The sequence below is a fragment of the Microbacterium sp. STN6 genome (assembly GCF_026410545.1).
In the GTDB taxonomy this organism is placed as follows: Bacteria; Actinomycetota; Actinomycetes; order Actinomycetales; family Microbacteriaceae; genus Root112D2.
The window spans coordinates 346,265-357,361 of the sequence record NZ_JAPMIT010000003.1 but is presented as its reverse complement, the minus strand read 5'-3'; the positions used below and the strand labels follow the sequence as shown (position 1 = coordinate 357,361).

Below are 11,097 nucleotides of genomic sequence, written 5' to 3'. Positions count from 1 at the left end.
TTCGTGCGGCAGATCATCATCATCGGATCGGGACCGGCGGGCTACACCGCCGCCATCTACGCTGCGCGCGCCAACCTCGAACCGCTCGTGATCGCCAGCTCGGTCGAAGCGGGCGGCGAGCTCATGAAGACGACCGAGGTCGAGAACTTCCCAGGCTTCCCCGAGGGCATTCAGGGGCCAGAGCTCATGATGCAGATGCAGGCGCAGGCCGAGCGGTTCGGCGCCGAGATCGTGCTCGACGACGTCACGAACCTCGAGCTCGACGGCGACGTGAAGAGGGTCACCCTGGGCTCCGGCGCCGTGCATGAAGCACGCACCGTCATCTTCGCCACCGGGTCGGCGTACCGCAAGCTCGGGCTGAGCGACGAGGAACGGCTCTCGGGCCACGGCGTCTCGTGGTGCGCCACGTGCGACGGCTTCTTCTTCCGCCAGAAGACGATCGCGGTCGTCGGCGGCGGCGACTCGGCGATGGAGGAGGCCACGTTCCTCACCCGGTTCGCCGAGAAGGTCTACGTGATTCACCGCAAGGACAGCCTGCGCGCCTCGAAGATCATGCAGGAGCGAGCGTTCGCCAACGAGAAGATCGAGTTCGTGTGGAACTCGCAGGTGGTTGGCATCACGGGCGGTGATGCCATCGACGGCGTCGTGCTGCGTGACACCCAGACCGGCGTGGAGCGCGACCTGGCGCTCGATGGTCTCTTCATCGCCATCGGCAACGACCCGCGCACGCACCTCGTCCACGGCAAGCTCGACCTCACGGCCGAGGGAACCATCGCGGTGCAGGGCCGGTCGTCGAAAACCAGCCTGACCGGGGTTTTTGCTGCCGGTGACGTGATCGACCCGCACTACCGGCAGGCCGTCACCGCGGCAGCATCCGGTACTGTGGCGGCCCTTGATGCCGAGCAGTACCTTGCCAGCCTGCCTGCCGAGCAGCCGGCCGGCGTGGGCGCGCCCCAGCTCGCGACCGCCTGATCCGCCCGGTTGCCACGACCTCAGAAACCATCCGAGAAGGAGAGAACAACAATGTCAGCAGCACGCAGCGTGACCGATGCCACGTTCGAGAGCGATGTCCTGAACAGCGAGAAGACGATCCTGGTCGACTTCTGGGCTGAGTGGTGCGGCCCGTGTCGCGCAGTCGGCCCGATCCTCGACCAGATCGCGGCGGAGAACACCGACAAGATCGAGATCGTGAAGCTCAACGTCGACGAGAACCCGCAGACCGCGGCGAAGTACCAGATCACGTCGATCCCCGCGATGAAGGTGTACCAGAAGGGCGAGGTCGTCAAGACCGTCATCGGCGCGAAGCCGAAGCCCGCTCTCGAGGCGGACCTCGCCGCCTACCTCGCCTAGGCCGAAGCCGGAACGTGGGTTGAGGAGCGCCAAAGGCGCGTCTCGAAACCCCGCCCCCGAAACGCCAGTCCCCCCGGTGGTCGAGCAGTCGCACTCTGCTCGACCACCGTTTGCGTCTAACCCACCACAACTCTGTCCTCACAGCGGCACGGCCTACCCTTGAAGGCGTGACTCTGAAGAACATCCCCCTCGTGCTGTTCGCGGGCGCAGCGATCCTGTTCGGCTTCTGCGCCGTCCTGCAGTTCACCAGCGGCTCTGTTGCGCTCGGCCTGCTGTTCGCGGTTCTCGCCGTGGTGGGTATCGTCATGTTCTTCGTGCTTCGCAGCGGCCGTATCACCCTCTGACGCTCGCCCTGCGAGCCGTTGCGCCCTGCGGCGGCGCGGCGCTCGCCCGCCCTGGTGGGTGCGGGGCGCTGCGGCGCATCCCCTAGCATGGAAAGCACGTTTCAGAACAGGATGACCATGTCGGACAAGGGCACAGCGAACCAGGGAAACAATCTCGACCCGTGGTATGACCACTACGCGGCGCGCACGAGCGGCCTGACCGCGAGCGAGGTTCGAGCCCTGTTCGCCGTGGCCTCGCGGCCCGAGGTCGTTTCGCTCGCAGGCGGCATGCCGTACGTCTCGGCGCTGCCGCGCGATCTCGTGGTCGGCGCCATGGATCGCGTGATGCGCGAGCGAGGCGCCGTCGCCCTGCAGTATGGTTCGGGACAGGGCGTTCCCGCGCTGCGCGAGCAGATTCTCGAGGTCATGGCGCTCGAGGGTATTTCGGGCAGCGCCGACGACGTCGTGGTGACGACGGGATCGCAGCACGCGCTCGAGCTCTTCAGCAAGCTCTTCATCGACCCCGGTGACATAGTGCTCGCCGAGGGGCCCAGCTACGTCACCGCCATGGTGATCTTCAATTCGTTCCAGGCCGACGTCGACCACGTTCCCATGGATGAGCACGGGCTTATCCCGCAGGCCCTGCGCGAGCACATCGCCAGGCTGAAAGCCGAGGGCAGGCGGGTCAAGTTCCTTTACACCGTGCCGAGCTTCCACAACCCCGCCGGCGTAACGCTGAGCTGGGAGCGCCGGCTCGAGATCCTCGAGATCGCGCGCCAGAACGACATTCTCGTGCTCGAAGACAACCCCTACGGACTGCTGTACTTCGGGGATCGTGCGCCGGATGCCATGCGCTCGGTCGAAAGCGAGGGTGTCGTCTACCTCGGCACCTTCTCGAAGACGCTCGCCCCGGGATTCCGTGTGGGCTGGGCGCTCGCGCCACACGCCATCCGCGAAAAGCTGATCCTGGCGAATGAGGCCGCCGTGCTGAGCCCCAGCTCGTTCAGCCAACTCGTCATCTCGCAGTACCTCTCTGACGCCGACTGGCAGGGCCAGATCGACACGTTCCGCGGCGTCTACCGGGAGCGCAAAGAGACCATGCTCGCGGCCCTGGGGGAGTACCTGCCAGAACTCTCATGGACGAACCCGAACGGCGGCTTCTACGTGTGGCTCACGCTGCCCGAGCGTCTCGACTCGAAAGCGATGCTCCCTCGGGCGGTCAAGGAACTCGTCGCCTACACGCCGGGCACCGCGTTCTACGCCGATGGCGGCGGCCGCCAGAACATCCGGCTCTCGTTCTGCTATCCGACCCCTGAGCAGATCCGCGTCGGCATCCGTCGTCTCGCCACGGTGATCAACGGGGAACTCGATCTGCTCGACACCTTCGCCGGCACCGGGTCGCTCAACCCGGTGCGTCCCGGCCGCACATACCCCAATCCCCCCTCCGATCTTCGTTAAGAAAGACCTGATCATGTCGAGTTTCTCTGAACTTTCCGTGGCAGTTCTCGCGGGCGGGATTTCGCACGAGCGCGATGTCTCGCTGCGCTCCGGCCGACGGGTCGCCGACGGCTTGTCGGCGCTCGGGCACCGCGTGTCCTTCCACGAGCCGGACAGCACGGTGCTGCAGTTCCTTGCCGAGACGCGCCCCGACGTGGTCTGGCCAGCCCTGCATGGAGCCAGCGGAGAGGATGGCGCGCTCCGCGCGCTCCTCGCGTTGCTCGGCGTTCCCTTCGTCGGCTCGGACGCCCGGCACGCCAGGCTCGCATGGTCGAAGCCGACCGCCAAGACACTCGTGGCCGAGGCCGGCATCCACACACCCGAGTCGGTCACACTGTCGACCGAATCATTTCGTGAGCTCGGCGCGGCCAGCGTTCTTCGCACCGTGCTCGACGCGCTCGGTACGCCATTGGTGGTGAAGCCGGCGAAGGGCGGGTCTGCCCAAGGCGTCACGATCGTCGATGGTCCCGACGATCTGCCGCGCGCCATGGTGGACGCGTATACCTATTCCGACGTCGCTCTCATCGAGCGCAAGGTCACGGGAACCGAGGTAGCGATCACCATCATCGACACGGGGGACGGACCGCAGGCACTTCCCGCCGTCGAGATCGTGCCACTCTCCGGCGTCTACAGCTTCGAGGCTCGCTACAACGCGGGGGAGACGCGGTTCTACACCCCGGCACGCCTTGAAGCGGATGTCGCGGACGACGCGGCGCGCATCGCCATCGCCGCGCACAACGCCCTGGGCCTCCGTCACATCTCCCGGGTCGATCTCATCATCGACGAGCGCGGGACCTCGTGGTTCCTCGAGGCGAATGTGCTTCCCGGTCTCACGGAGACGTCGCTCGTGCCGCAGGCGATCGAGGCTGCCGGTCTCGAGCTGGGCGAGGTCTACTCGGCCCTCGCCGTCGAGGCGATGCGCAACCCCCTCTGACCGGCGGTCAATTCGAGGAGGCGCGCAGCGCCGTCTCATCCGTGGATTAGGGACGCGCTGAGCGCCGTCTCTTCGGTGGATTGAGGAGGCGCGCAGCGCCGTCTCGAAATCCGCAACCGCGGCGGCATGGTTTCACGTGAAACATGCGGAGCGCGTTGGGCTTGCGCGGCTTGGGACGAACGGCGCGCTCAAGAGCCAGCGACACCTCAGGGTTCGTAGCCTGTGTCCCCGAGCTCGGCGAGAATGCGATTCAGGTCCTGGATCGTCGCAAAGTCGATCACGACCTGGCCTTTGCGGGCGCCGAGCGTGACACGCACTCGCGTGTTCAGCCGGTCCCCAAGGCGCTCCGCGATCTCGTTGAGGTGTCCCTGCCTGCGACCGGCTGTCGGCTTCGGGCGGCTGACCTTCGGCGTCGCCGAGGCGGCGGCCTCGGCGGCCCGCACCGAGAGATCCTCGTTCACGATCTTGTCTGCGAGCCGGTTCATCGCTTCGGAGTCACCGACAGACAGAATCGCGCGCGCGTGACCGGCGCTCAGTACACCGGCGGCGACCCGCGTCTGCACAGACTCGGGCAGCTTCAGCAATCGCAAGGTGTTGGTGATCTGGGGCCGCGAGCGTCCGATGCGAGATGCCAGCTCATCCTGCGTTATTCCGAAGTCTGCGAGCAACTGCTGGTACGCAGACGCCTCTTCGAGCGGATTCAGCTGTGAGCGGTGCAGATTCTCGAGCAGCGCGTCTCGCAGCATGTTCTCGTCCGCGGTGTCCTTGACCACGGCCGGAATACTCGCGAGGCCGAGTTCCTTCGTTGCGCGAAGCCGGCGCTCGCCCATGATGAGCTCATACGTACCGCTCTGCCCGGAGACGGGCCGCACGACGATGGGCTGAAGCACCCCGACCTCGCGGATGCTGACGATGAGCTCGTCAAGCGCCTCACGATCGAACTCAGTGCGGGGCTGCTGTGCGTTCGGCACAATGTCGGCGGGCGAGATGTTGACGAGACGCGCCCCGGGCACGGCCACCAGGTTGTTCGATTGTGCATCGCGTTCCGGAAAGAACACGTCGACCGGCCGGGCTGATGGATCCGAGACGGGTATCAGAGCGCCGATGCCCCTGCCCAAGCCTGTGCGTTTCGCTGCCATCAGCGCGGTACTCCTCTTCGTGCGATCTCTGCTGCGGCTTCCATATATGAGAGGGAGCCGGAGGAATTGGTGTCGTAACTCACGACGCTCTGCCCGTAGCTTGGCGCCTCTGAAATGCGCACCGAACGTGGGATCATCGCCGCGAGGACCTCATCGGGGAAGTGCTCCCGAACATCCTGAGCTACCTGGTGTGCCAGGTTCGTGCGCGAATCGAACATCGTGAGCAGGATCGTGCTGACCTTGAGCTTCGGGTTCAGGTGCTTCTCGATCATCTCGATGTTCTTCAACAGCTGACTGAGACCCTCGAGCGCGTAGTACTCGCACTGGATCGGAATCAGCACCTCCGTCGCGGCGACGAAAGCGTTGATCGTCAAGAGCCCGAGTGACGGCGGGCAGTCGATGAACACGTAATCGATGCCCTCGTGAACGTTCTCGAGGAAACTGGATAGGGCACGAGCGAGACGCTGTTCCCTCGCCACCATCGAGACGAGCTCGATCTCAGCGCCGGCGAGGTCGATCGTCGCCGGCACGCAGTAGAGCCCGTCGAATTCGGGGCTCTTCTGAACGACGTCCTCCATCTCGAGGTCGTCTACGATCACGTCGTAGACGCTCGGGGTTCCCTCGCGGTGGTCGACACTCAGAGCGGTCGACGCGTTGCCCTGCGGATCGAGGTCGATCACGAGAACCCGCGCACCCGACTTGGCCAGCGCCGCCGCGAGGTTGACGACCGTCGTCGTCTTGCCCACGCCGCCCTTCTGATTGGAGATCGTGAAAATGCGAGTACGGGCGGGCAGGGGGAGCGTCGTCGCGGCTAGCACCTGGCGTCGCTTCGCCATATCCGCGAGTTCCCGTGCCAGAGGAGTGGAGCCGTCGAAGGTCGTAACGTCGTCGTCGCTGCGCACGCTCTGCTGCTCGGGATGTTTCACGTGAAACCTTGTCGCTCAGCCCTGCGCGCCCACGATCACGTAAGCGCCAAGGAAGAATTACGGATGCTGCCGGATCGATCCCGGCGATCACTCAACTGTAGCCCGAATGACCCTGGTCGTTTCGTCCAGGATTCCCTCACCGAGGGTCAGAACCTCGACATCATTCAGACGGTACTTCCTGATCGCCTTCTCCGCGGCTGTGACTTCAGCCGCCGCATTCACGCCCTTCATGAGAACCAGTTCTCCACCGGAGCGCACCAGGGGAGCAGTAAGGGGGACCAGCGTGCGAAATGCGCTGACCGCCCGTGCCGTCACTTGGTCGAACGGACGCACTGGCGTCGCATCCTCCGCCCGCGAGCGCATGACCTCGGCGTTCGTCAGCCCGAGTGCGGAGACCTGCTCGTTCAGCCATGCCGTTCGGCGTTCCATCGGCTCGATCATGACGAAACGCACGTCCGGGCGCGCGATGGCGAGCACGAGCCCGGGCAGTCCGGCACCGCTGCCGATGTCTCCCACCACACCCTCACGAACGAGCGGGGCCACGATTGCGCAGTTCAGAACGTGTCTGCTCCAGAGACGAGGCAGCTCGAGCGGGCCGATCAGCCCGCGCGTTTCTCCCTGCTCCGCCAGAGCGGCTGTGAACTGCCGTGCAAGTTCGATTCGATCGCCGAAAAGCCTGGCTGCCGCGCCCGGTTCCTGCTCGTAGATCACAGGCAATGTTTCACGTGAAACTACGCCGTTGCCGTGATGACCGTGTGTCGATCCCGGCCTTCACCCTCGGAGTTCGATGCGTACCCGCGCTCCGCGACCAGGTCGTGCACCAGCTTGCGCTCGTACGACGACATGGCGGGAAGCGCCGCCTGCGCGGCACCCTCATCGATGCGAGCGATGGCGCGATCCACAATCGCTGCAAGCTCGCTCTGACGCGCCTCGCGCGATCCACCGATGTCGAGGATAAGGCGTGAGAACTCTCCCGAGCTGCTCTGCACGGCGAGGCGTGCAAGCTCCTGGAGCGCGTTCACCGTGTCTGGCTTCGACAGCAGCCGCAGGTCGACGCTCTCGTCCGAGTGCACCGAGATGTAGGTACGCCCGGCCCGCACGTCGATGTCGATGTCACCGTCGATGTCGCAGATGTCGAGGAGTTCCTCGATGTAGTCGGCGGCGACATCACCCTCGTCTGACGACGGACCGTCGGTCGCCGAGGCGTCAGCCGCGTCACCGGCGGGGGAGTGCTGAGCCTCATCCCGCTCTTCGACGCCCTCATGTGCCGACTCGGCGGCATCCGTTGTCTGCGTATCGCTCATCATCGGTTCCTTACTTGTTCCCGCCGGTCTGCTTCTTCGCTCGCGCCTTGCTCATCGGCTGCACGCGCTGAGTACTCTTCGGTTCCTCGACCACGATCACGTCGCCCTCGGGTGACGTCGTGAGCTTGCCCTTGCGGGCCAGCCGCGCCTCTCGCGCCTTGGCTGCTTCACTACCGGGCGTCGGCATGTTGCGGATGACGACGAACTGCTGAGCCATGGTCCAGATGTTCGACGTGAGCCAGTAGAACATGACGCCGAGCGGGAACGTGAAGCCAGAGAACAGGAACACGAAGGGGAGCAGGTAGAGCAGGATGCGCTGCTGCTTGAACTGCGGGCTCGCCTTGGTTTCGGCCGACATGTTCTTCGACACGATCTGCAGCTGAGTGATGAACTGCGAGCTCGTCATCAGCACGACCATGCACGCTGCGATGATCATGACGCCGACCTGCTGCGGATGCGCGTTCATCGCGTTCGAGAAGCTCTCGTGCAGCGGTGAACCGAACAGCTTCGCATGGGCGAAGAGGTTGCCGAGGTGAGCGCTCAGCGGGCCCACGCCGCCCTTGCCATGCTGCGCGTCGTTCAGTACCGAGAAGAGGCTGAAGAAGATCGGCATCTGAATCAGCAGGGGAAGGCAGGAGCTGAGCGGGTTGGTCCCCGTCTCCTTGTACAGCGCCATCGTCTCGCGGCTCATTGCCTCGCGCGAGAACTGGTCCTTTTTACCCTTGTACTTGGCCTGGATCTTCTTCAGCTGAGGAGCGACCTCGAGCATCCGCCGCTGATTCTTGATCTGTCGCACGAAGATGGGGATCAGTGCGGCACGAACCACCACCGTCAGGCCCACGATGGAGAGCACCCAGTTGAGCCCCGAGGCCGGATCCATGCTGATGACGTTCGTGAACACCCAGTGGAACGCGACCAGGATCAGCTCGACGACCCACTTGAGGGGCCAGAGTACGGTGCCGATGATGTCCATGTGTTTGACTCAGGCCTTTCTGTGTTCGCCGGCGACGACGAATCCGAACGAAGTCGTGTGATAGCGATTCCGCCGCGCCGGTGGGACGTCATCGATCCCGCCCGCCGCCCATGGGTGACACCGGGCGATGCGACGTGCGGTGAGCGCTGATCCGATCACGACACCGTGTTCCTGAACAGCCTGGAGCCCGTACGCCGAACAGGACGGGTAGTAGCGGCAGACGTCACCATAAAGAGGAGAGATCACCGCGCGGTATGCGCGCAGCAGCAGTACAAGGGCATTGCGCGGCAGAAGCAGCACAGCGCTCACGGCTGTCTTCATGATGAGGGGAATTCTCTGGTCACGGCACGGATAATCTCATCTTGCAGAGTAGCCCACGTGGCACCGGCAGATGCTGGCAAAGCCCTGATCACGATCTCCATACCGGGGTCCACGTGGGGGATCAGTTCGCGGCAGATCGCCTTCAGACGACGTCGTACCCGGTTCCTCGTGACCGCATTGCCGACGCTCTTGCCCACAATGAAGCCGAAACGAACGAACGGCGACTGCTTATTGTCGTCGGCCGCACGGCGACGATAGGTGATGGTGGCCGTACGCACCGATCGCCGCCCGCGCCGCACAACCGCCCGGTAGTCGTCGCCTCTGGTGATGCGATTGGCCTTCGCGAGCACCGTTGACGGGTACTAGGCGGAGAGCTCGGTGCGGCCCTTGCGACGGCGCGCGGAAAGAATGGCGCGGCCGGCGCGGGTGCGCATGCGAAGTCGGAAGCCGTGCACCTTGGCGCGGCGACGGTTGTTCGGCTGGAACGTTCTCTTGCTCATGAGGATCTCCGTAAAATGCTTCCTTGCACGCCTGCACCGGATGCATGGCACGAGGGCGACGTGAAGATTTTGGGCAGCCAGAGCTGGCTGAAGTCAACCGCTTAAAGCTACGTGTTACGCGCGCTGAGGTCAAACCGGGCGCACTCGAAACGGATATTATCGACGCATCCTCCACAATCAATGTGCGCGACACGCCCGACTCGGCGAAAAATACAATTTGATCGCACTGCCCCGCATTGGTTAGCGTGATGAGAAGTTATCCCCAGCTCTGGCCACGCTGTGCGGGAGATCGCTACGGTAATTGACACACGGCGGTGGATAACTCTGTGAATAGTTGGGGAAGAATGACGGACGGCGAAAGCTCGATCAACGACGCGTGGCACACGCTGCTCACGGCGCTCGACGACGACGAACGAGTCACTCCCCAGCTATACGGGTTCCTCAGCCTGGTCGAGCCGAAGGGCATCATGGCCGGCACCTTCTACCTCGAGGTCCCGAACGAGTTCACTCGAGGCATGATCGAGCAGCGCTGCCGCGTGCCCCTTCTCGGCGCGATCGCCGGCCTCGACGACGACGCCATCTCGACCTTCGCCATCGTCGTCAATCCCGACATCGAACAGCCGCAAAGCGCACCGCAGACGGATGCCGGCGAGCAGCCCTACATTGAAACCGTCGCCCCCGTCGTTCCCACCCAGGCCGTGGTCACCGACATTCAGACACCGACGCGTGGCAACGACTCCCGTCTGAATCCGAAGTACAGCTTCGACAACTTCGTCATCGGTCAGTCCAATCGTTTCGCCCACGCCGCCGCCGTCGCGGTTGCCGAGGCGCCGGCAAAGGCGTACAACCCGCTCTTCGTCTACGGCGAGTCCGGTCTGGGCAAGACACATCTGCTGCACGCCATCGGCCATTACGCGATGAGCCTGTACCCCGGCATCCGCGTTCGCTATGTCTCGAGCGAAGAGTTCACCAACGACTTCATCAACTCGATCGCGAATAACCGCGGATCGCTCTTCCAGTCCCGGTACCGCAACATCGACATTCTGCTGATCGACGACATTCAGTTCCTGCAGGGCAAGGCGGAGACGCAGGAGGCGTTCTTCCATACCTTCAACACGCTGCACGATCACAATAAGCAGGTCGTAATCACGAGCGATCTGCCGCCGAAGCACCTGACCGGCTTCGAGGATCGCATGCGCTCCCGCTTCGAATGGGGACTGATCACTGACGTGCAGGCACCTGACCTCGAGACGCGCATCGCCATTCTGCGCAAGAAGGCGCAGAGCGATCGGCTGCAGGTTCCCGACGACATCCTGGAGTTCATGGCGTCGAAGGTGTCGTCCAACATCCGGGAGCTCGAGGGAACACTGATCCGCGTCACGGCGTTCGCGAGCCTCAATCGCACGCCGGTCGACATGAGCCTCGTGCAGACGGTACTGAAAGACCTCATCACCCTCGATGACGACAATGTCATCGCGCCCGTCGACATCATCACCAACACGGCCGACTACTTCAAGCTGACAGTCGATGACCTCTACGGCTCGTCGAGATCCCAGGCCGTCGCGACCGCGCGGCAGATCGCCATGTATCTCTGCCGAGAGCTGACCAATCTCTCCCTGCCGAAGATCGGGCAGCTCTTCGGAAATCGGGATCACACCACCGTGATGTACGCGAACAAGAAGATCAGCGAGCTCATGAAGGAGCGCCGCTCGATCTACAACCAGGTCACCGAGCTCACCAACCGCATCAAGCAGAACCACCGCTGACGGCCTGCCTCGCGCGGAAATGAACCGCGCGTGTGAGCGAATCCGACTCGCCGCTTGCGCTGGG

14 protein-coding genes are annotated in these 11,097 nt (G+C 64.0%); 6 read left to right on the top strand and 8 right to left on the bottom strand.

Annotated elements, in window-relative coordinates; translation table 11 throughout:
• Window positions 1–3 precede the first annotated feature (3 nt).
• The 5 genes from trxB to OSC27_RS10825 all read left to right on the top strand — a co-directional run bounded on the left by trxB (window position 4) and on the right by OSC27_RS10825 (window position 4,104).
• The gene (gene trxB, locus OSC27_RS10845; RefSeq protein ID WP_267181468.1) at window positions 4–972 is read left to right on the top strand and encodes a thioredoxin-disulfide reductase; all 969 of its coding nucleotides are present in this window, start codon (window positions 4–6) and stop codon (window positions 970–972) included.
• Between the two features lie 51 nt (window positions 973–1,023).
• Window positions 1,024–1,350, top strand: coding sequence for a thioredoxin (gene trxA, locus OSC27_RS10840; protein WP_267181467.1), 327 nt, complete (start codon window positions 1,024–1,026; stop codon window positions 1,348–1,350).
• 167 nt (window positions 1,351–1,517) lie between these two features.
• On the top strand, window positions 1,518–1,694 hold the full coding sequence (locus OSC27_RS10835) for a hypothetical protein (protein WP_267181466.1): 177 nt from the start codon (window positions 1,518–1,520) through the stop codon (window positions 1,692–1,694).
• A 111-nt stretch (window positions 1,695–1,805) separates the two neighbouring features.
• Window positions 1,806–3,131, top strand: coding sequence for a PLP-dependent aminotransferase family protein (locus OSC27_RS10830; RefSeq protein WP_416348856.1), 1,326 nt, complete (start codon window positions 1,806–1,808; stop codon window positions 3,129–3,131).
• A 13-nt stretch (window positions 3,132–3,144) separates the two neighbouring features.
• Window positions 3,145–4,104, top strand: a complete 960-nt coding sequence (locus OSC27_RS10825; RefSeq protein WP_267181464.1) for a D-alanine--D-alanine ligase family protein — start codon at window positions 3,145–3,147, stop codon at window positions 4,102–4,104.
• Window positions 4,105–4,310: 206 nt separating this feature from the next.
• Here the strand turns inward: OSC27_RS10825 and OSC27_RS10820 are convergent, their stop codons facing one another.
• The 8 genes from OSC27_RS10820 to rpmH all read right to left on the bottom strand — a co-directional run bounded on the left by OSC27_RS10820 (window position 4,311) and on the right by rpmH (window position 9,267).
• The gene (locus tag OSC27_RS10820) at window positions 4,311–5,243 is read right to left on the bottom strand and encodes a ParB/RepB/Spo0J family partition protein (protein WP_267181463.1); all 933 of its coding nucleotides are present in this window, start codon (window positions 5,241–5,243) and stop codon (window positions 4,311–4,313) included.
• A complete protein-coding gene (locus OSC27_RS10815) occupies window positions 5,243–6,169 on the bottom strand; it encodes a ParA family protein (RefSeq protein ID WP_416348845.1) in 927 nt (308 codons plus the stop codon). The genes OSC27_RS10820 and OSC27_RS10815 overlap by 1 nt, the downstream gene beginning before the upstream one ends.
• 87 nt (window positions 6,170–6,256) lie before the next feature.
• Entirely contained in the window at window positions 6,257–6,886 is a 630-nt protein-coding gene (gene rsmG, locus OSC27_RS10810; protein ID WP_267181462.1) for a 16S rRNA (guanine(527)-N(7))-methyltransferase RsmG, read from the bottom strand.
• Window positions 6,887–6,900: 14 nt separating this feature from the next.
• The gene (locus tag OSC27_RS10805; protein WP_267181461.1) at window positions 6,901–7,473 is read right to left on the bottom strand and encodes a protein jag; all 573 of its coding nucleotides are present in this window, start codon (window positions 7,471–7,473) and stop codon (window positions 6,901–6,903) included.
• 10 nt (window positions 7,474–7,483) lie between these two features.
• Window positions 7,484–8,446, bottom strand: a complete 963-nt coding sequence (yidC, locus tag OSC27_RS10800) for a membrane protein insertase YidC (protein WP_267181460.1) — start codon at window positions 8,444–8,446, stop codon at window positions 7,484–7,486.
• Window positions 8,447–8,455: 9 nt separating this feature from the next.
• Window positions 8,456–8,767, bottom strand: a complete 312-nt coding sequence (gene yidD / locus OSC27_RS10795) for a membrane protein insertion efficiency factor YidD (RefSeq protein ID WP_267181459.1) — start codon at window positions 8,765–8,767, stop codon at window positions 8,456–8,458.
• Window positions 8,764–9,117, bottom strand: coding sequence for a ribonuclease P protein component (gene rnpA, locus OSC27_RS10790; protein WP_267181458.1), 354 nt, complete (start codon window positions 9,115–9,117; stop codon window positions 8,764–8,766). The genes yidD and rnpA overlap by 4 nt, the downstream gene beginning before the upstream one ends.
• 12 nt (window positions 9,118–9,129) lie before the next feature.
• Window positions 9,130–9,267 (bottom strand): 50S ribosomal protein L34, encoded by a 138-nt coding sequence (gene rpmH / locus OSC27_RS10785; RefSeq protein WP_022895130.1) that lies wholly within the window; start codon window positions 9,265–9,267, stop codon window positions 9,130–9,132.
• A 344-nt stretch (window positions 9,268–9,611) separates the two neighbouring features.
• On the opposite strand from rpmH, the gene dnaA reads away from it, so the two are divergent.
• The gene (gene dnaA, locus OSC27_RS10780; RefSeq protein ID WP_267181457.1) at window positions 9,612–11,033 is read left to right on the top strand and encodes a chromosomal replication initiator protein DnaA; all 1,422 of its coding nucleotides are present in this window, start codon (window positions 9,612–9,614) and stop codon (window positions 11,031–11,033) included.
• Window positions 11,034–11,097: the final 64 nt, after the last annotated feature.

Excerpts from the sequence above, each read along its gene's own strand:
- trxA (WP_267181467.1), top strand. The coding sequence starts at position 1,024 with ATGTCAGCAGCACGCAGCGTGACCGATGCCACGTTCGAGAGCGATGTC.
- OSC27_RS10830 (WP_416348856.1), top strand. The coding sequence starts at position 1,806 with ATGACCATGTCGGACAAGGGCACAGCGAACCAGGGAAACAATCTCGAC.
- OSC27_RS10825 (WP_267181464.1), top strand. The coding sequence starts at position 3,145 with ATGTCGAGTTTCTCTGAACTTTCCGTGGCAGTTCTCGCGGGCGGGATT.
- OSC27_RS10820 (WP_267181463.1), bottom strand. The coding sequence starts at position 5,243 with ATGGCAGCGAAACGCACAGGCTTGGGCAGGGGCATCGGCGCTCTGATA.
- OSC27_RS10805 (WP_267181461.1), bottom strand. The coding sequence starts at position 7,473 with ATGAGCGATACGCAGACAACGGATGCCGCCGAGTCGGCACATGAGGGC.
- yidC (WP_267181460.1), bottom strand. The coding sequence starts at position 8,446 with ATGGACATCATCGGCACCGTACTCTGGCCCCTCAAGTGGGTCGTCGAG.
- yidD (WP_267181459.1), bottom strand. The coding sequence starts at position 8,767 with ATGAAGACAGCCGTGAGCGCTGTGCTGCTTCTGCCGCGCAATGCCCTT.
- rpmH (WP_022895130.1), bottom strand. The coding sequence starts at position 9,267 with ATGAGCAAGAGAACGTTCCAGCCGAACAACCGTCGCCGCGCCAAGGTG.
- dnaA (WP_267181457.1), top strand. The coding sequence starts at position 9,612 with ATGACGGACGGCGAAAGCTCGATCAACGACGCGTGGCACACGCTGCTC.